Raw genomic sequence first — 18,771 nt, 5'->3', positions numbered from 1 at the left:
CGGCCTGTGGGGGACGACACCAGCCTGGGACGCATGACCGACCACACCGCACGACTCGACCATGTCGTCCTCTGGGTGAGCGACCCGATCGGCTCGGCCGAGTTCTACGAGAGGACCCTCGGCACGCTGCCCGTACGGCTCGCCGAGTTCGCCGCGGGGCAGGTGCCGTTCCCCTCGGTGCGCCTCAACGAGGACACCATCATCGACCTCATGCCGCAGAGCATGGCGGAACGCATGAAGATGCTCCCGGGCGCCGAGAAGAGCGCCGGACACCCGGTCAACCACGTCTGCGTCGCCCTGCCCTCGGACGCCTTCGACGCCCTCCTCGCCCGCCTGGCGGAGGGCGAGGTGCCGATCTCGGAGATCTCCCACGACTCCTTCGGCGCCCGCGGCCCGGCCAAGCGCAGCTTCTACTTCCGCGACCCGGACGGAAACGTCTTCGAGGCCCGGCACTACGACTGACGGCCGCACGGGGTGCCCACCGGCTCAGAACAGTGGCTCGGGCAGCACGCCCTCCAGGGCGAGCAGCTTGCGCTTGGTCTCCAGGCCGCCCCCGAATCCGCCGATGCCGCCGTCGCTCTCCACGACCCGGTGGCAGGGCACGACCACGGGCAGCGGATTGGCGCCCATCGCCGTGCCCACCGCCTGGGCGGCGCCCGGCTGGCCGACCCGCCCGGCCAGATCGCCGTAGCCGACGACCGAGCCGTAGGGCACGCCGGCGGCCAGCTCGCGCAGCACCTGCCGGTTGAAGCCCGAGATCAGCGACCAGTCCAGCGGCAGCTCGAAGTCGTGCCGCTCGCCTGCGAAGTACGCCTTCAGCTGGCGTATCGCCTCGGCGAGCACAGGGGAGTCGGGCGCCTCGACCGGCTCGCCGCCCAGCCGGGACGCGAGCCGGTCCAAGGCCTTGTCGCGCACCGCGTCGGTGGCGTGGAAGACGACGTTGACCAGGCCCTCGCGGGTCGCGGCCAGCAGCAGCGGACCGATGTCGGTGCCGACGACGCTCCACACGACCTGCTGCTCGTACTGCCCTTGGCTGTCCATGCGATCCACCGTACGGCCCGGCACTGACAACGCCCTCGGTCAGCGCCCGCGCACCGCCTCGCGCACCACATCGGGCTTGTTGGTGATGATCCCGTCGACCCCGTACCCGGCGACCCGCCGGGCGTCGGCCGCGCTGTCGACGGTCCAGGTGAAGACCTCCAGCGCCTTGCCGTGCGGCCCCGTGAAGGCGTGCACGGCGGCGACGTAGCCCGCGGAGATCGAGCCGTACGACGGGTTGATCTGGTCGGTGAATTCGGCGTACGCGGGCAGATCCCCCACATTCGGCGTGCCGAGGAACCCGGTCTTGACCGCCGGCTTGAGCTGATGGACGGTCCGCACACTGTCCGCGCTGAAGCTCTGCACGATCAGCCGGGCCCGATGGCTTCGATCGAGCCAGCCTTCATTGCTGAGCACCTTCAGGGTCTGCCGCTCGATACCCGGGTACAGGCCGGGGTTCTTGATCTCCAGGAGCAGCTTCTGGTGGTGGCGCTCGACGCGGCTCATGTACTGCTCCAGTGTCGGCACGCGCGCGCCCGCGTACGCGGGGCCGAACCAGCTTCCGGCGTCCAGGCGGGCGATCTCCGCGGCCGTGAAGTCCTTCACCTTCCAAGGGGCCCGGCCGGGGAAGACCTCCTCGACGTCGGTCGTCCGCTTCAGGTTGTCGTCGTGGAGGACGATCAGCTCGCCGTCCTTGGTGCGCTGGACGTCGTTCTCGACCCACTTGATGCCGAGCTGCGCCGCCTTGTCGACGGCGGCGAGCGTGTTCTCGGGCGCGTAGGCCGAGGCGCCCCGGTGGGCGAGGACCGTCGGCGGAATACCGGTGACCCCGGCCCGGGCGTCGAAGGGCGGCAGCAGGAAGGCGGCGGTCCCCAGGAGCGCGGTGGTCGTGGCGGCAACAGCGCGCGCGTGCATGCGTACTCCTTTGACGAACGTCACGGACAGCACCACTGTGACAGCAGAGCGTCAACATCAGGGGGTTGCAGAATGGCCATGGATTGAATGGGGTTGCCCAAGTCCGTTCACCGCTGCCGCACAACTGGGGCAGGGCCGTGTTTCTTTGTCGGAAAATCGTTCGACCATTCCGGTGGGGGTCATACTCTCTGCCTCAACCCTGACCGTTCGGGCGGTCCTGGGAGGGGGCGTTTATCAGCACATTCCGGGACACAAGAGGGCGGAAGGACAGCCGCGTATGCAGGGCACGGTCGACGGATTCAGCTACGGCCTCGTCACACCGCTGGTGGCCTACCTCATGGCCTGCCTGGGCGGCGCCCTCGGCCTGCGCTGCACCACCAGAGCGATGCTCGTCACCCGCTCCTGGCGCCCCGGCTGGCTCGCCCTCGGCTCGGCGGCCATCGGTTCCGGCATATGGACCATGCACTTCGTCGCCATGATGGGGTTCACGGTCAAGGAGACCCCGATCCACTACGACAAATCGATGACGTTCGCGAGCCTCGCCGTCGCCGTCGTCATGGTCGGCATAGGGATCTTCATCGTCGGCTACAAGGGCGCGCGCGGCACCGCCCTGTTCACCGGCGGCACCATCACAGGACTCGGCATAGCCTCCATGCACTACCTGGGCATGGCGGGGCTGCAGCTCAACGGCAAGCTGGGGTACAACACCTTCACCGTCGCCGCCTCGGTCGCCATAGCCATGGCCGCGGCCACCGCCGCCCTGTGGGCCGCCGGGCAGGTCAGGGGCTTCCTGTGGAGTGTGGGCGCGAGCCTTGTCATGGGGCTCGCCGTCAGCGGGATGCACTACACCGGCATGGCCGCCCTCAGCGTCCATCTGCACAGCGCCCAGGACACTTCGACGGGCGACTCGCCCGCCGCCCTGCTCGCGCCCATGATGATCGGCCCGCTCGCCTTCCTGCTGCTGGCCGGAATCGTGGTGATGTTCGACCCCCTGATGGTCATGGGCAAGCCCGACCTGGCCCCCGTGGACAACAAACCCGGCATCCCCGCCCACAGCGCCGCCGCCCACACCGCCCGCCGCCCGCAGCTCCGCCCCCGCCGCAGCCTGGGCGAACGCCGCTCCCGCACCCCGCAGAAGCGGTGACCCGGCCCCGTTGTCAGTGGGTGGCCGTACGGTGGATCCATGCGGCCCGTTTCCAGCATCGAACGCACGGTGGCGCCCTTCGAGGTCGTCAGCCCCTACCAGCCCAGCGGCGACCAGCCGCAGGCCATCGCCGACCTCGCCCGGCGCATCCAGGCAGGTGAGAAGGACGTCGTCCTGCTCGGCGCGACCGGCACCGGCAAGTCCGCCACCACCGCGTGGATGATCGAACAGCTCCAGCGCCCCACCCTGGTGATGGCGCCGAACAAGACCCTGGCCGCCCAGCTGGCGAACGAGTTCCGGGAGCTCCTCCCGAACAACGCCGTCGAGTACTTCGTCTCGTACTACGACTACTACCAGCCCGAGGCCTACGTCCCGCAGTCGGACACCTACATCGAGAAGGACTCCTCGATCAACGAGGAGGTCGAGCGGCTGCGCCACTCCGCCACCAACTCGCTGCTCACCCGCCGCGATGTGGTCGTGGTCGCCTCGGTCTCCTGCATCTACGGCCTCGGTACTCCGCAGGAGTACGTGGACCGCATGGTCCCCCTCAAGGTCGGCGAGGAGATCGACCGCGACCAGCTGCTGCGCCGTTTCGTGGACATCCAGTACACGCGCAACGACATGGCCTTCGCCCGCGGCACCTTCCGCGTCCGCGGCGACACCATCGAGATCTTCCCGGTCTACGAGGAGCTGGCCGTCCGCATCGAGATGTTCGGCGACGAGATCGAGGCGCTGTCCACCCTGCACCCGGTCACCGGCGAGATCATCAGCGACGACGAGCAGCTATATGTCTTCCCGGCCTCCCACTACGTCGCCGGACCCGAGCGCATGGAGCGGGCCGTCAACGACATCGAGAAGGAGCTGGGCGAGCGACTCGCCGAGTTGGAGAAGCAGGGCAAGCTGCTGGAGGCCCAGCGCCTGCGCATGCGTACCACGTACGACCTCGAGATGCTCCGCCAGATCGGCTCCTGCTCGGGCGTCGAGAACTACTCGATGCACTTCGACGGCCGGCTGCCCGGCTCCCCGCCGAACACCCTGCTCGACTACTTCCCGGACGACTTCCTGCTCGTCATCGACGAGTCGCATGTGACCGTCCCGCAGATCGGCGCCATGTACGAGGGCGACGCCTCCCGCAAGCGCACCCTCGTGGACCACGGCTTCCGGCTGCCCTCCGCGCTCGACAACCGCCCGCTGAAGTGGGAGGAGTTCCAGGGGCGCATCGGCCAGACGGTCTATCTGTCGGCGACCCCTGGCCAGTACGAGCTCTCGCGTTCCGACGGTGCCGTCGAGCAGATCATCCGCCCCACCGGCCTGGTCGACCCCGAGGTCGTGGTCAAGCCCACCGAGGGCCAGATCGACGACCTGGTGCACGAGATCCGCAAGCGCACCGAGAAGGACGAGCGGGTCCTGGTCACGACCCTCACCAAGAAGATGGCCGAGGACCTCACCGACTACTTCCTGGAACTCGGCATCCAGGTGCGCTATCTGCACAGCGACGTCGACACCCTGCGCCGCGTGGAGCTGCTGCGCGAGCTGCGCGCCGGTGAGTACGACGTGCTGGTCGGCATCAACCTCCTGCGCGAGGGCCTCGACCTGCCCGAGGTCTCCCTGGTCGCGATCCTCGACGCGGACAAGGAGGGCTTCCTGCGCTCGGGCACCTCGCTGATCCAGACGATCGGCCGCGCCGCGCGTAACGTTTCCGGCCAGGTCCATATGTACGCGGACAAGATCACGGCGGCGATGGAGAAGGCCATCGACGAGACCAACCGCCGCCGGGAGAAGCAGGTCGCGTACAACAAGGCGAACGGCATCGACCCGCAGCCGCTGCGCAAGAAGATCAACGACATCGTCGCGCAGATCGCCCGTGAGGACGTCGACACCGAGCAGCTGCTCGGCTCCGGCTACCGCAAGACCAAGGACGGCAAGGGCGCGAAGGCCCCGGTGCCCTCGCTGGGCGGCAAGGCGGTCAAGGGCGGGGCGAAGGGCAAGGCCAAGGAGACGGTGCCCACCGACCGTCCCGCGGCCGAACTCGCCGAGCAGATCGAGGAGATGACCGCGCGGATGCGCGCCGCCGCGGCCGACCTCCAGTTCGAGATCGCGGCCCGGCTGCGCGACGAGGTCTCCGAGATGAAGAAGGAACTGCGCCAGATGAAGGAGGCGGGCCTGGCCTGACGGGACAGGGGTGACCGCGCGGGGGCGCGCAGTGTTGCAAGACCGACACAAAGTGCGGACCTGGGTACGGCACTGTCAGTGCCCCTGCGTAGGGTTCTCGTCATCCGCGGACTCCGCGGCAACAGGGGACAGTTCGAGAGGGGAATCAGCGCGTGACCGTCAACATGACCAAGGGTCAGGCAATCAGCCTTCAGAAGAACGACGGCGGCAGCCTGACCGCGGTGCGCATGGGTCTCGGCTGGCAGGCGGCCCCCCGGCGTGGCCTGTTCGGCTCGCGCACCCGGGAGGTCGACCTGGACGCCTCCGCCGTCCTGTTCGCCGACAAGCAGCCGGTCGATGTGGTCTTCTTCCGCCACCTGGTGAGCGACGACGGCTCGGTCCGGCACACCGGTGACAACCTGGTCGGCGGTGTCGGCCAGGGCGGCGACGACGAGGCGATCCTCGTCGACCTGCAGCGGATCCCGGTCCACATCGACCAGATCGTCTTCACCGTGAACTCCTTCACGGGCCAGACCTTCCAGGAGGTCCAGAACGCGTTCTGCCGCATCGTCGACGAGACGAACGGCCAGGAACTCGCCCGCTACACGCTCGCGGGCGGCGGCGCCTACACCGCCCAGATCATGGCGAAGGTGCACCGCAACGGCCCGGGCTGGACGATGACGGCCATCGGTACGCCCGCCAACGGCCGTACCTTCCAGGACCTGATGCCGGCGATCCTGCCGCACCTGTAGGTCCACCGGGCGAACAGCACACTTCACCACACGAGTACACAGCGACACAGGGGGACGAAGGCGATGACGGCCGAGCTGGTGCGGGGGCAGAACCACCCGCTCTCCCAGGCCCGTCTCGAGATCCGGGTCTCGGCCGGCGCGCCGATCGTGGCTGGTGCCACGCTCAGTGACGAGCACGGCAAGGTCCATGGCACGGAGTGGGTGGCCCATCCGGGCGCGCCCACCCTGCCGGGCCTGGAGGTCTCCCGGCAGGCGGCCGCCGACCATCGACTCGCGGTGGACCTGGACGCCGTGCCGGAGTCCGTGCACCGGGTCAGTGTGCTGCTCGCCCTGCCCACCGGCGTGGGGGGCCCGGTCCGCTTCGGCGCGGTCGCCGCCCCCTTCGTCGCGGTCACCGGCCTCGACGGCTCCGAGGTGGCCAGCTACACGATCACCGGCCTGGACGCCGAGTCGGCCGTCGTCGCCCTGGAGCTCTACCGCCGCCAGGGCGCCTGGAAGGTGCGCGCCATCGGCCAGGGCTACGCGGGCGGCCTCGCCGAACTGCTCGCCGACCAGAACCTGCCCGAGGCGGGACTGCTGGCCAGCGGCATCAATGACGCGGTGGCCCAGGGCGTGGCCCGTTCGGTCCAGGCGCCCCTGCAGGGCGACCGTTCCCGGCAGCAGGCCGCCCCGGCCGTGGGTCCCGACGAGGGCGGCACCGCACCCACATCGCCGTACGGCACACAGGGCGCCTCCAGCGCCGTACCGCCGTCGCCCGCCACACCGCCGTACAGCGGCGGGCAGCCGCCGCAGAACGCGCCCGGCTACCCGGCGCCTGCGGACCCGCCCGCCGCCGGCGGAGGCATCAACTACAGCCACCCGGGCCGGCAGAGCACCGCTCCGCCGCCGCCCGCCCCGCCCGCGCCCCCGGCCCAGCCGGGTCAGCCCGGGCAGCCGGTCGCGGGCGACGCCACCGGCTGGTCCATGGACGAGCGGCTCTACAACCAGGTCTGGGGCATGTTCGAGGACCTGGCCCGGACGACGGCCGCGTACCGCAGCGCCGTCGATTTCGCCGACTCGCGCATGGAGAAGGAGCTCGATCAGGTCCTGTCCGACCCGCGCAGCCGGATCGGCGGCCAGGGCGACGCCGCGCGCGAGGCGGCCCAGGCCAAGCACGCCCAGCTCGTGGACCAGGCCAGGGCCACCCTCGACCGGGACCTCGCCCAGCTCACCGCCGAGTCCGATGTCGTCGAGCCCGCGCTGCCGGCGGCGTACGCGCGCTGGGACAACCCCGTCTGGCACGCCTACCGTGTGCCGATGGAGACGCCCATGGCGCTGCGCCTGGGCGATCTGTATCTGCCCGAGAGCGACCCGCTGCGCATACCCATGCTGGTGCGGCTGCCGCTGGAGCGCGGTCTGTGGATCGACAGCGGACAGTCGGGATCGCTCGACGGCTCGTTCCACGACTCCCACGACCTGAGTCGGCTCGCCCTGGAGGCGGCCGTGGCGCACGCGGCGAGGCTGCTCGCCGTGCATCCGGCGGGCGACTTCACGGTCCATGTGATCGACCCGGCCGGCTCCGGTGCCCAGGCGCTCGCCCCGCTGGTGCAGACCGGCGTGCTCGCGGCGCCGCCCGCCGTGGGGGCGGCGGGGGTGACGGAGGTCCTCGGCAGGCTCACCCAGCGCGTCGACCTGGTGCAGATGGCAGTGCGCGGCGGTGCGTCCGAGTCGCTCCCGCCCGGCTTCGACACCTCCGAGCAGCTGCTGATCGTCAATGACTTCCCGCACGGATTCGACGACCGGGCCGTGAACCAGCTGCGCTATCTCGCGGACGAGGGTCCGTCCGTCGGCGTCCACCTGATGATGGTCGCCGACCGCGAGGAGGCCGCCGCCTACGGCCCGTTGCTGGACCCGCTGTGGCGTTCGCTGCTGCGACTCACCCCGGTGCCGGAGGACCACCTCGCCGACCCCTGGGTGGGGCACGCCTGGACCTACGAGCCCCCGCTCGTACCGCCTGGCAGCCAGGTGCTCCAGCAGGTACTCACCCAGGTCGCCGCGGCTCGCCGCTCCTGGAACCGGTGACCCTGATCTGACCTTTACCAAGCATCCGTAAAGCCACTCTGACCTGGGCTTTTGGCCTTTCTTTTACCTCACTCTTTACCTTTCCTTGGTGATTGGGTACTCTCTTTCGTGCGGAGGGGAGTACTCCCTGTCTACTGCGGCGTACCCGTCAATACGGATCAGGCCAGATCCCGGGGCGTCGGCCCGATCGCGGGTGGAAGAGACCTCCGGCAGCGACGACGCTGACATTTGCCGTTACGTACTGCCGGAGGCGCAGTGGATGTTTCCCTGACCCTGTGGGTCCTGACGATCGTGGGCCTCGCCGCCCTCATCGCGGTCGACTTCTTCATCGGCCGCAAGCCGCACGACGTGTCCATCAAGGAAGCCGGGATCTGGACCGTCGTCTGGATCGCCCTGGCCGGTCTCTTCGGCCTCGGGCTGCTGGTCTTCGGCGGCGGCCAGCCCGCCGGTGAGTTCTTCGCCGGCTTCATCACCGAGAAGTCGCTGAGCGTCGACAACCTCTTCGTCTTCGTCCTGATCATGGCGAAGTTCGCGGTGCCCTCGCAGTACCAGCAGCGAGTGCTCCTCGTCGGCGTGCTCATAGCCCTGGTGCTGCGCGCGATCTTCATCGCGGCAGGCGCCGCCGTCATCGCCAACTTCGCCTGGGTGTTCTACATCTTCGGCGCGTTCCTGATCTGGACGGCCTGGAAGCTCATCCAGGAGGCCCGGGCCGACGAGGAGGACGAGGAGTTCGAGGAGAACAAGCTCCTCAAGGCCGCCGAGCGCCGCTTCGGTGTCGCCGACCGCTACCACGGCACCAAGCTGTGGATCCAGCAGAACGGCAAGCGGGTCATGACCCCGATGCTCGTCGTGATGCTCGCCATCGGCTCCACGGATGTGCTCTTCGCGCTCGACTCCATCCCCGCGATCTTCGGCCTGACCCAGGACCCGTACATCGTCTTCACCGCCAACGCCTTCGCGCTGATGGGTCTGCGGCAGCTGTACTTCCTGATCGGCGGCCTGCTGAAGAAGCTGGTCCACCTCAGCTACGGCCTGTCGATCATCCTCGGCTTCATCGGCGTCAAGCTGGTGCTGCACGCGCTGCACGAGTCCGGGGTGCATGTCCCGGAGATCAGCATTCCGGTCTCGCTGGGCGTGATCTGCTCCGTCCTGATCGTCACCACGATCACCAGCCTGCGTGCTTCCAAGAAGCAGGCGGCGGCCGAGGCGGCGCAGAAGGAGAGCGAAGGCGCTCCGAAGGACAGCATCGAGGCCTGACGGCTTCGGGCGTAGAAACAACCATCACCGGGAGAGGTGCGCGGCGATTGCCGTGCACCTCTCCCGGTGCTTGCTTTGTTCTGAGCGCGTTCCCCGGCCCGGGGGCGCAGTGGCCGGCGGAGGTATCCGTGAAGTTCGTGCAGATCATCGACTTCGAGACCGAGCGGCTCGACGAAATGGAACAGCTGCTGGAAGGCGCCCGGGAGCGCGCCGCCGGCCGGGAGGGCGGCCCCACCCACCGCACCCTCCTGAAGGACCGTGACACGCCCGGGCGTTACCTCGCGGTGATCGAGTTCGAGTCGTACGAGGAGGCCATGCGGAACAGCGAGCACCCCGACACGACCAAGATGGCCGAGCAACTGGGTGCGCTGTGTACCCGTGAACCCCGCTTCATCAACTGCGATTTGCTGGACGCGAGCGACCTCAAGTAGCTCCGGCAGCGGTGAACGGGCCCCGCACCATCGACATGCGGGGCCCGTCCCGCTTTGCGACGATCGCTGTATGATCGCTCGGCTCAGGTCGCTCACCACCCAGTGGACGGCCGCCGTGCCGGCGCTCGCGGTGGTTCTGCTGGCCCTGACCTGGGGCCGGGACCTGCCGGGCGCGGTCGTCGCGCTGGTGACCCTGGTGCTCGCCGGAGCCGTCCTGGCCGCCGTCCACCACGCCGAAGTCGTCGCCCACCGGGTGGGCGAGCCCTTCGGCTCCCTCGTCCTCGCCGTCGCGGTCACGATCATCGAGGTCGCCCTGATCGTCACCCTGATGGTGGACGGCGGCGACAAGAGCGCGACCCTCGCCCGGGACACCGTCTTCGCCGCCGTGATGATCACCTGCAACGGCATCGTCGGCCTGTGCCTCCTGGTCGCCTCCCTGCGCCACGGCACCGCGGTCTTCAACCCCGAGGGCACCGGCGCGGCCCTGGCGACCGTCGCCACCCTGGCCACCCTCAGCCTGGTCCTGCCGACCTTCACCACCAGCAAGCCGGGCCCGGAGTTCTCCACCGTCCAGCTGACCTTCGCCGCGATCTCCTCGCTCGTCCTCTACGGCCTGTTCGTCGCGACGCAGACCGTGCGCCACCGCGACTACTTCCTGCCCATCACCCGGCAGGGCGACGTGATCACCGCGGACGACCACGCCCACGCACCGACCGCCCGGACCGCATTGATCAGCCTGGCTCTGCTGGGCCTGGCACTGATCGGTGTGGTCGGCCTCGCCAAGGCGGTGTCGCCCACCATTGAGTCCGGGGTGGAGTCGGCGGGACTGCCGCATGCCGTCGTCGGTGTGATCATCGCCCTGCTGGTGCTGCTGCCCGAGACGATCGCCGCGCTGCGCTCCGCCCGCCGCGACCGGGTGCAGACCAGCCTGAACCTCGCGCTCGGCTCGGCGATGGCCAGCATCGGCCTGACCATCCCCGCGGTCGCCCTGGCGACGATCTGGCTCTCGGGACCGCTCGTCCTCGGCCTCGGCGCCACCCACATGGTGCTGCTCGCCCTGACCGTCGTGGTGAGCTCGCTGACAGTGGTACCGGGCCGGGCCACACCCCTCCAAGGAGGCGTGCACCTCGTGCTGTTCGCGGCCTACCTCGAACTCGCGATCAATCCATGACCGCCGCCGGCGCCACCACCCGCGCCGGACGCGTCTCCGGCAGCAGCGCGAAACAGCCCAGGCTGAGCAGCGCGATCCCCGTCAGATACGCCCCCACACCCCACGGCACCCGGCCGCCCTGCTCGGCCAGCGCGGTCGCCGCGATGGGCGTGAGCGCGCCGCCCAGGACCCCGCCGAGGTTGTAGCCGACCGCGGCACCCGTGCAGCGCACCCGTGGTTCGTACAGCTCGGGCAGGTAGGCGGCGATGACGGCGAACATGGTGATGAACGCGAGCATCGCGCCCAGGAAGCCCAGGAACATCAGCAGCGGCGCACCGGTGGCGAGCAGCGCGACCATCGGGAACATCCACACCGCGGCCGCCGCGCATCCGGCCAGACACATCGGCCGCCGCCCGTACCGGTCCCCGAGCAGCGCCGCCACCGGGGTGAGCGACCCCTTCACCAGCACCGCGGCCATGATGCAGACCAGCATGACCGTACGGCTCACCCCGAGCCGTTCCGTCGCATAGGCGAGGGACCACGTCGTCACCGCGTAGAAGATCGCGTACCCGACCGCCAGCGCGCCGGCCGTCAGCAGGACGAGCCGCCAATGGTCGCGCACGACCTCGGCGAGCGGCACGCGCGCGTGGTCGTCGATCTCCAGGAACTGCGGGCTCTCGGCGAGCGAGGACCTGAGCCACAGCCCCGCCACGGCCAGCACCCCCGCCGCCCAGAACGGCACCCGCCATCCCCATGCGGCGAACTGCGCCTCGGACAGGGTCGCCGCCAGCGCGAGCGTCACGCCGTTCGCGAGCAGAAACCCGACCGCCGGGCCCACCTGCGGAAAGCTCGACCACAGCCCCCGCCGCTCGGCGGGCGCGTGCTCCGCGGTCAGCAGGACGGCCCCGCCCCACTCCCCGCCGAGCCCGAGACCCTGCAGAAAGCGCAGCACGAGCAGTAGGACGGGAGCGGCCACCCCGATCGTGTCGTACGTCGGTACACAGCCGACCGCGACCGTGGAGGCGCCGGTCAGCAGCAGGGAGGCGACGAGGACCGGGCGCCGCCCGTGCCGGTCCCCGATGTGCCCGAACAGCACGGAGCCGAGCGGCCGCGCGATGAACCCCACCCCGAACGTCCCGAATGCGGCCAGTGTCCCCGCCAGCGGCGAGAACGTGGGGAAGAACAGCGGCCCCAGGACCAGCGCCGCGGCGGTCCCGTAGACGAAGAAGTCGTAGAACTCGATGGCCGTCCCGGCGAGCGACGCGGCCGCGAGCCGCAGCATGGAGGGCGCCCTTACGGTGCGTACGTCGTGCATGCCGCGTCAACTACCCACGGTGACCGCGGGTTACGGGGGCGTGCGGACGCGCCCGCCTGGCCTCAGTACATGACGGTGATGCGCCGGGCCGGGCCGTCGACCCGTACGAGACCGCCGTAGGGGATCACGAGTTGCGGATCGGTGTGTCCGAAATCCACATCGAAGACGATCGTGGTGTGGGGGGCATACACCCGCATGGCGCGCAGGACGGCCTCACGCTGTTCCTCGGCGTAACGCGCCGCTTCCTCAGGGCTGTTGGGGTGTTCGAAGGACCAGGTCTTCGGGCGGCCCATCAGCAGCGCGGAGAAGCGCTGGAGGAGTCCGCGTTCGCCCATGTTGCGCAGGGTGCGGAAGACCTCGAGCCCGCTCGGCATCTCCTCCGAGGTCTCCAGAAGCAGCACCCCGTCGTCGAACTCCGCGAGGTCGCGCGGGATCTCGCGGTCGGCCATCAGCATCCAGCCGAGGATCTCCAGACAGCCACCCCAACTGCGGCCCTCCACCACGCGGTCGGCGTTCTCCCAGGTCCAGCCGGCGCCCGGCCTTGTCTCGGGCTCCGCGTCGAAGGTGGCCGGGTCGGCCCAGTCGCGGTCGATGTCGTTCCAGCGCTCTGCGGGGCTCAACTCGTACTCGCCCGATGTGAACAGCGCCGCGCGCAGCGAATCTGCCGTCAACGGGTTCATGGCGACCGGGCGGCCCAGCGCGGTCATCACCGTCGCGCCGTGATAGCCGACGATTCCGGCATTGCGCAGGAACGCCAGCAGGTTCGTGTTGTCGCTCATCCCGAAGAACGGCTTTGGGTTCGCCCGGATCAACTCCCGGTCCAGGAAAGGCAGCACGGTGATCTGGTCGTCGCCGCCGATGGACGCGATCACCGCCTTGATGTCCGGGTCGGCGAAGGCGGCGTGGATGTCCTCGGCCCGCTCCTGGGGTGTCGAGCCCATCTTGCGGGTCGCGGGGTACTCCACCGGTTCGAGGCCGTACTCCTTGCGCAGCCGCTCCAGGCCCAGTTCGTGGGGGCGCGGGAAGAGTCCGGGAAGGCCGCTGCCGGGGGAGATGACGGCAATGCGGTCGCCCGGTGAGGGCTTGGGGGGATACGAGATCGTCGTCATGTCGGGCAGGGTACGGGCCGCCGCGTCGTCCGCGCACCGTGATAAACCGGGTCTGAGCAGCGGTCCTCCATGGGCCGCTCGACACCGAACGGACCGGAGGAACCGTGCCCCGCACCCTGGCCAACGCCCCGATCATGATCCTCAACGGCCCCAACCTGAACCTGCTCGGCCAGCGTCAGCCCGAGATCTACGGCTCCGACACCCTCGCCGACGTCGAGGCGATGTGCGCCAAGGCGGCGGCCGCGCACGGTGGGACGGTGGACTTCCGTCAGTCCAACCACGAGGGCGAGCTGGTCGACTGGATCCACGAGGCCCGGCTCAACCACTGTGGGATCGTGATCAACCCGGCCGCCTACTCCCACACGTCCGTCGCGATCCTGGACGCCCTCAACGCCTGTGACGGCATGCCGGTGTTGGAGGTCCACATCTCCAACATCCACCAGCGCGAGTCCTTCCGGCACCACTCCTATGTCTCGGCGCGCGCCGACGGGGTCATCGCCGGTTGCGGGGTGCAGGGGTATGTCTTCGGCGTAGAGCGCGTGGTGGCGCTGGTGGGCGCGGCGTCGCAAGCCGAGGCGTAATACCCACCGTCCATGGCGGTGTGCCCCTTACCGGGACGCCGTCCGGGCGCGCACCGGGGCCGCCGGTCGAGGGCGGGGAATGAGACCGGCGGCCCGTACCGCGCAGGAGCCGTCATCCTGTGCGGATTGCTTCCAGTTGACTACGCAACGGCATACGCCGGGAGCGCGCGCAGGGCGCGGGTGCGTGCGAAGAGTTCACACGGGGCGCGCGAGTTGCGGTTCGCGCCCCGCGTGCACCACCGCCTTCACCACCCCCGCGCGCGCCACTCCGGCAGTTGCGGCCGCTCCGCGCCCAGCGTCGTGTCGTTGCCGTGGCCCGGGTAGACCCAGGTCTCGTCCGGCAGCACGGCGAAGATTTTTGTCTCGACGTCGTGGATCAGGCTGGCGAACGCCTTCGGGTCCTTGCGGGTGTTGCCCACGCCGCCCGGGAACAGACAGTCCCCGGTGAACACATGGGGATGTCCGTGCGGGTCGTCGTAGACCAGGGCGATCGAGCCGGGCGTGTGCCCGACCAGGTGGCGCGCGGTGAGTTCCACGTGCCCCACGCGGATGACGTCCCCGTCGTCGACCAGGACGTCGGTCGGCACGGGGATGCCCTCGGCGTCGTCGCGCCCCGCGTACGTGCGCGCGCCCGTGGCCGCGACGACCTGCGCGAGCGCCTGCCAGTGGTCGCCGTGCCGGTGGGTGGTGACGACGGACGCGATGCCGTCGTCACCGATCATGCCGATCAGCGACTCCGCGTCGTTCGCCGCGTCGATCAGCAGCTGCTCGTCCGTCGCCCGGCAGCGCAGCAGATAGCAGTTGTTGTCCATCGGACCGACCGCGATCTTGGTGATCATCAGGTCCTTGAGCTCGTGCACATCCGCCGCGCCCCCGACCGTCACCTCTCCGCTGTACGTCATGGCGGCAGCCTATAGCGGGGGAAGCGTCGGCAGGGGCCCGCCGACCGCGGTCAGCGCCGATCCGTCGCGGCGGCCGCAGAGCCAGCCGAGCAGATCGGCCTGGCGGCCGCTGACGGTGACCGGGTCTCCCACATGACGGCCGGTGGGGATCTGCCTCCCGTCGTCCTCCACGATCATCACGGCGGGAACCTCGGGGTTGCCCCGGAACCGTTCCGCAAGGAAGTTGATCTCGCGCTGGGTGAACTCATCCGGAAGATCCTCCAGCTCGTACCCGATCCCGAGGTCCACGTGATGCAGCTCCACCTCGACCCACCGACGGAACGGCACCCGGGACGCGGAATCGGTGACCCCGTTACGCAGCTCCACCGTCCGCGACCAGTCCGCGGGCGCGTCCCCGGCGCGGGCGAAGCGGGCCGCGCTCTCGCGGACGTCCGCGAGCTGGACGTCGAGGGCGCGCGGCGCGTCCCGCTCGATGTCGGCGTCCCGGGCCTCGGCGGAGGCGTACATGGGACGTCCCTCGAGCACGTTCACCAGAGCGTCCGCATTGCGGGCGAGGTGGGCGAGGACATGGCCGCGGGTCCAGCCGGGGAGCCGTGACGGCTCGGCGACCGCGGCGTTGTCCAGCTTGCCGGCAGCGGTGAGCAGCCGTTCGGTCGCGTCACGTACAGACGCCAGGTCATGAGCGTGATCAATCATGCTGCTGACCTTAGTCCCGCCACACCTTTGGGTGAAGGTGGTGAAGCAGTGCCGTAAATCGAATGCGCGTGCTATATGGTCGGAAGTGGCGTCGGGCATGCTGGAGGGCCGGGGAGTGTTACGCATCCTGGAATCCGACCGGCGTTGTCAGTGGCTCCCCCTAGTCTGAGAAATGACGGGGGCCCCGCCCCTGTCACTTCTCTCAAGAAAGGTGCGGACCGGCGTGGCCGACCGTCTCATCGTCCGTGGCGCGCGCGAGCACAACCTCAAGAATGTCTCGCTCGACCTGCCGCGCGACTCGCTCATCGTCTTCACGGGCCTGTCGGGGTCGGGCAAGTCCTCGCTGGCTTTCGACACCATCTTCGCGGAGGGCCAGCGGCGCTACGTGGAGTCGCTGTCCTCGTACGCCCGCCAGTTCCTCGGCCAGATGGACAAGCCGGACGTCGACTTCATCGAGGGACTGTCGCCCGCGGTCTCCATCGACCAGAAGTCGACCTCGCGCAACCCGCGCTCGACGGTCGGCACCATCACCGAGGTCTACGACTATCTGCGGCTGCTCTTCGCGCGCATCGGCAAGCCGCACTGTCCCGAGTGCGGCCGCCCGATCTCGCGCCAGTCGCCGCAGGCCATCGTCGACAAGGTCCTGGAGCTTCCGGAGGGCAGCCGCTTCCAGGTGCTGTCCCCGCTGGTGCGCGAGCGCAAGGGGGAGTTCGTCGATCTCTTCGCCGACCTCCAGACCAAGGGCTACTCCCGCGCGCGGGTGGACGGCGAGACCATCCAGCTCTCCAACCCGCCCACGCTGAAGAAGCAGGAGAAGCACACCATCGAGGTGGTCGTCGACCGCCTCACGGTGAAGGACTCCGCCAAGCGCCGCCTGACCGACTCCGTCGAGACCGCCCTGGGTCTGTCGGGTGGCATGGTCGTGCTGGACTTCGTCGACCTCCCCGCGGACGACCCCGAGCGCGAGCGCATGTACTCGGAGCACCTGTACTGCGCGTACGACGACCTGTCCTTCGAGGAGCTGGAGCCCCGCTCCTTCTCCTTCAACTCGCCCTTCGGCGCCTGCCCCGAGTGCAGTGGCATCGGCACGCGCATGGAGGTCGACCCCGAGCTGATCGTCCCGGACGAGGACAAGAGCCTCGACGAGGGCGCGATCCACCCCTGGTCGCACGGCCACACCAAGGACTACTTCGGCCGGCTGATCGGCGCCCTCGCGGACGCGTTGGGATTCCGGACCGACATCCCCTTCGCCGGTCTTCCGCAGCGCGCCAGGAAGGCCCTGCTGTACGGCCACAAGACGCAGATCGAGGTGCGCTACCGCAACCGGTACGGTCGCGAGCGCGTGTACACCACGCCGTTCGAGGGCGCCGTCCCCTTCGTCAAGCGCCGGCACGGCGAGGCCGAGTCCGACGCCAGCCGTGAGCGCTTCGAGGGTTATATGCGCGAGGTGCCCTGCCCCACCTGTGAGGGCACGCGCCTGAAGCCGATCGTCCTCGCGGTCACCATCATGGAGAAGTCGATCGCCGAGGTCGCCGCGATGTCGATCAGCGACTGCGCGGACTTCCTGGGCAAGCTGAAGCTCAACGCCCGCGACAAGAAGATCGCCGAGCGCGTGCTGAAGGAGGTCAACGAACGGCTGCGGTTCCTGGTCGACGTCGGCCTGGACTACCTCTCGCTGAACCGCGCGGCCGGCACCCTCTCCGGCGGCGAGGCCCAGCGCATCCGCCTGGCCACCCAGATCGGCTCCGGCCTCGTCGGCGTCCTGTACGTCCTCGACGAGCCGTCCATCGGTCTGCACCAGCGCGACAACCACCGGCTGATCGAGACCCTGGTCCGGCTGCGCGACATGGGCAACACGCTCATCGTCGTCGAGCACGACGAGGACACCATCAAGGTCGCCGACTGGATCGTCGACATCGGCCCCGGCGCGGGCGAGCACGGCGGCAAGGTCGTGCACAGCGGCTCCCTCAAGGAGCTGCTCGCCAACGCCGAGTCGCAGACCGGGCAGTACCTGTCCGGCAAGAAGGCCATTCCGCTGCCCGACATCCGGCGTCCGCAGGACCCGACGCGCCACCTCACGGTGCACGGCGCCCGGGAGAACAACCTCCAGGACATCGACGTCTCGTTCCCGCTGGGCGTGTTCACCGCGGTCACCGGCGTCTCCGGATCCGGCAAGTCGACGCTGGTCAACGACATCCTGTACACGCACCTGGCCCGCGAGCTCAACGGCGCCCGGAACGTCCCGGGGCGGCACACGCGCGTGGACGGCGACGACCTCGTCGACAAGGTCGTGCACGTCGACCAGTCGCCCATCGGCCGCACGCCGCGGTCCAACCCGGCGACGTACACCGGCGTCTTCGACCACATCCGCAAGCTGTTCGCCGAGACGACCGAGGCGAAGGTCCGCGGCTACATGCCGGGCCGCTTCTCCTTCAACGTCAAGGGCGGCCGCTGCGAGAACTGCGCGGGCGACGGCACCATCAAGATCGAGATGAACTTCCTCCCGGACGTCTACGTCCCGTGCGAGGTCTGCCACGGCGCCCGGTACAACCGGGAGACCCTGGAGGTCCACTACAAGGGCAAGTCCATCTCCGAGGTCCTGAACATGCCGATCGAGGAAGCCATGGACTTCTTCGAGGCCGTCCCGGCGATCAACCGCCACCTCAGGACGCTGAACGACGTCGGTCTCGGCTATGTCCGCCTCGGCCAGTCCGCGACCACCCTGTCCGGCGGCGAGGCTCAGCGCGTGAAGCTCGCCAGCGAGCTCCAGAAGCGCTCCACCGGACGCACGGTCTACGTCCTCGACGAGCCGACCACCGGTCTGCACTTCGAGGACATCAGCAAGCTGCTGACGGTCCTGTCCGGCCTGGTCGACAAAGGCAACACGGTCATCGTCATCGAGCACAACCTCGATGTGATCAAGACCGCCGACTGGGTCGTGGACATGGGCCCCGAGGGCGGCGGCGGCGGCGGTCTGGTCGTCGCCGAGGGCACGCCCGAGGAGATCGCCGCGGTCCCGGCCAGCCACACCGGCAAGTTCCTGCGGGAGATCCTCGGCGCCGACCGCATCAGCGACGCGTCCTCGGTGCGGGCCCCGCGCGGGGCGGCGGCCAAGAGGACGGTCGCGGCCAAGTCGACGGCAAAGAAGACGGCCACCGCCAGGACCACGAAGGCCGCCAACAACACGGCCACCAAGAAGGCCGCCGGAGCCACCAAGAAGGCTGCCCCGGCGAAGAAGACGACCCGGGCCCGTAAGGCCTGAGCCCGTC

The 18,771-nt window shown here is 69.5% G+C and carries 16 protein-coding genes; 10 read left to right on the top strand and 6 right to left on the bottom strand.

Features of this window, described 5'->3' with window-relative positions:
* Positions 1 to 33: 33 nt before the first annotated feature.
* Positions 34 to 462: a VOC family protein gene (locus OHT76_RS10965; protein WP_328870580.1), complete on the top strand. Its 429-nt coding sequence runs from the start codon at positions 34 to 36 to the stop codon at positions 460 to 462.
* 24 nt (positions 463 to 486) lie between these two features.
* Here OHT76_RS10965 and OHT76_RS10960 read toward each other — a convergent pair whose 3' ends face one another.
* Positions 487 to 1,041 (bottom strand): methylated-DNA--[protein]-cysteine S-methyltransferase, encoded by a 555-nt coding sequence (locus tag OHT76_RS10960; protein WP_328870579.1) that lies wholly within the window; start codon positions 1,039 to 1,041, stop codon positions 487 to 489.
* A 39-nt stretch (positions 1,042 to 1,080) separates the two neighbouring features.
* Complete coding sequence (locus tag OHT76_RS10955; protein WP_328870578.1) at positions 1,081 to 1,953, bottom strand: glycerophosphodiester phosphodiesterase; 873 nt, start codon at positions 1,951 to 1,953, stop codon at positions 1,081 to 1,083.
* 277 nt (positions 1,954 to 2,230) lie between these two features.
* Here OHT76_RS10955 and OHT76_RS10950 point away from each other — a divergent pair, with 277 nt between their 5' ends.
* From OHT76_RS10950 to OHT76_RS10920, 7 genes are all read left to right on the top strand, one after another.
* Positions 2,231 to 3,097, top strand: coding sequence for an MHYT domain-containing protein (locus tag OHT76_RS10950; protein ID WP_328870577.1), 867 nt, complete (start codon positions 2,231 to 2,233; stop codon positions 3,095 to 3,097).
* Between the two features lie 39 nt (positions 3,098 to 3,136).
* On the top strand, positions 3,137 to 5,269 hold the full coding sequence (gene uvrB / locus OHT76_RS10945) for an excinuclease ABC subunit UvrB (protein WP_328870576.1): 2,133 nt from the start codon (positions 3,137 to 3,139) through the stop codon (positions 5,267 to 5,269).
* A gap of 152 nt (positions 5,270 to 5,421) precedes the next feature.
* Positions 5,422 to 6,000 carry a TerD family protein gene (locus OHT76_RS10940; protein WP_250070511.1) on the top strand — a complete coding sequence of 193 codons (579 nt, stop codon included), beginning with the start codon at positions 5,422 to 5,424 and terminating at the stop codon, positions 5,998 to 6,000.
* Between the two features lie 63 nt (positions 6,001 to 6,063).
* A complete protein-coding gene (locus OHT76_RS10935) occupies positions 6,064 to 8,061 on the top strand; it encodes a TerD family protein (protein WP_328870575.1) in 1,998 nt (665 codons plus the stop codon).
* A 255-nt stretch (positions 8,062 to 8,316) separates the two neighbouring features.
* On the top strand, positions 8,317 to 9,318 hold the full coding sequence (locus OHT76_RS10930; protein ID WP_328870574.1) for a TerC family protein: 1,002 nt from the start codon (positions 8,317 to 8,319) through the stop codon (positions 9,316 to 9,318).
* Positions 9,319 to 9,446: 128 nt separating this feature from the next.
* Positions 9,447 to 9,749, top strand: coding sequence for a hypothetical protein (locus tag OHT76_RS10925; protein WP_328870573.1), 303 nt, complete (start codon positions 9,447 to 9,449; stop codon positions 9,747 to 9,749).
* Positions 9,750 to 9,819: 70 nt separating this feature from the next.
* A complete protein-coding gene (locus OHT76_RS10920; RefSeq protein ID WP_328870572.1) occupies positions 9,820 to 10,920 on the top strand; it encodes a calcium:proton antiporter in 1,101 nt (366 codons plus the stop codon).
* Here the strand turns inward: OHT76_RS10920 and OHT76_RS10915 are convergent.
* Both OHT76_RS10915 and OHT76_RS10910 read right to left on the bottom strand, forming a co-directional pair.
* Positions 10,910 to 12,214, bottom strand: a complete 1,305-nt coding sequence (locus OHT76_RS10915; RefSeq protein WP_328870571.1) for an MFS transporter — start codon at positions 12,212 to 12,214, stop codon at positions 10,910 to 10,912. The genes OHT76_RS10920 and OHT76_RS10915 overlap by 11 nt on opposite strands.
* Positions 12,215 to 12,276: 62 nt before the next feature.
* Positions 12,277 to 13,323, bottom strand: a complete 1,047-nt coding sequence (locus OHT76_RS10910; RefSeq protein ID WP_328870570.1) for a S66 family peptidase — start codon at positions 13,321 to 13,323, stop codon at positions 12,277 to 12,279.
* Positions 13,324 to 13,427: 104 nt separating this feature from the next.
* On the opposite strand from OHT76_RS10910, the gene aroQ reads away from it, so the two are divergent.
* Positions 13,428 to 13,904, top strand: coding sequence for a type II 3-dehydroquinate dehydratase (gene aroQ / locus OHT76_RS10905; protein ID WP_328870569.1), 477 nt, complete (start codon positions 13,428 to 13,430; stop codon positions 13,902 to 13,904).
* A 245-nt stretch (positions 13,905 to 14,149) separates the two neighbouring features.
* On the opposite strand, the gene OHT76_RS10900 is transcribed toward aroQ, so the two are convergent.
* Positions 14,150 to 14,806 carry an MBL fold metallo-hydrolase gene (locus OHT76_RS10900; protein WP_328870568.1) on the bottom strand — a complete coding sequence of 219 codons (657 nt, stop codon included), beginning with the start codon at positions 14,804 to 14,806 and terminating at the stop codon, positions 14,150 to 14,152.
* 9 nt (positions 14,807 to 14,815) lie between these two features.
* Positions 14,816 to 15,502 carry a maleylpyruvate isomerase family mycothiol-dependent enzyme gene (locus OHT76_RS10895; protein ID WP_328870567.1) on the bottom strand — a complete coding sequence of 229 codons (687 nt, stop codon included), beginning with the start codon at positions 15,500 to 15,502 and terminating at the stop codon, positions 14,816 to 14,818.
* A 223-nt stretch (positions 15,503 to 15,725) separates the two neighbouring features.
* On the opposite strand from OHT76_RS10895, the gene uvrA reads away from it, so the two are divergent.
* Positions 15,726 to 18,764 carry an excinuclease ABC subunit UvrA gene (uvrA, locus tag OHT76_RS10890; RefSeq protein ID WP_328870566.1) on the top strand — a complete coding sequence of 1,013 codons (3,039 nt, stop codon included), beginning with the start codon at positions 15,726 to 15,728 and terminating at the stop codon, positions 18,762 to 18,764.
* Positions 18,765 to 18,771: the final 7 nt, after the last annotated feature.

Origin of the sequence: Streptomyces sp. NBC_00287 (assembly GCF_036173105.1) — a bacterium.
In the GTDB taxonomy this organism is placed as follows: Bacteria; Actinomycetota; Actinomycetes; order Streptomycetales; family Streptomycetaceae; genus Streptomyces.
This window is presented reverse-complemented; position numbering and strand designations above follow the sequence as displayed.

Bases quoted from the DNA above. Each gene is read 5' to 3' on its own strand.
- OHT76_RS10965 (WP_328870580.1), top strand. From the start codon at position 34: ATGACCGACCACACCGCACGACTCGACCATGTCGTCCTCTGGGTGAGC.
- OHT76_RS10960 (WP_328870579.1), bottom strand. From the start codon at position 1,041: ATGGACAGCCAAGGGCAGTACGAGCAGCAGGTCGTGTGGAGCGTCGTC.
- OHT76_RS10955 (WP_328870578.1), bottom strand. From the start codon at position 1,953: ATGCACGCGCGCGCTGTTGCCGCCACGACCACCGCGCTCCTGGGGACC.
- OHT76_RS10950 (WP_328870577.1), top strand. From the start codon at position 2,231: ATGCAGGGCACGGTCGACGGATTCAGCTACGGCCTCGTCACACCGCTG.
- uvrB (WP_328870576.1), top strand. From the start codon at position 3,137: ATGCGGCCCGTTTCCAGCATCGAACGCACGGTGGCGCCCTTCGAGGTC.
- OHT76_RS10935 (WP_328870575.1), top strand. From the start codon at position 6,064: ATGACGGCCGAGCTGGTGCGGGGGCAGAACCACCCGCTCTCCCAGGCC.
- OHT76_RS10920 (WP_328870572.1), top strand. From the start codon at position 9,820: ATGATCGCTCGGCTCAGGTCGCTCACCACCCAGTGGACGGCCGCCGTG.
- OHT76_RS10915 (WP_328870571.1), bottom strand. From the start codon at position 12,214: ATGCACGACGTACGCACCGTAAGGGCGCCCTCCATGCTGCGGCTCGCG.
- OHT76_RS10910 (WP_328870570.1), bottom strand. From the start codon at position 13,323: ATGACGACGATCTCGTATCCCCCCAAGCCCTCACCGGGCGACCGCATT.
- OHT76_RS10900 (WP_328870568.1), bottom strand. From the start codon at position 14,806: ATGACGTACAGCGGAGAGGTGACGGTCGGGGGCGCGGCGGATGTGCAC.
- OHT76_RS10895 (WP_328870567.1), bottom strand. From the start codon at position 15,502: ATGATTGATCACGCTCATGACCTGGCGTCTGTACGTGACGCGACCGAA.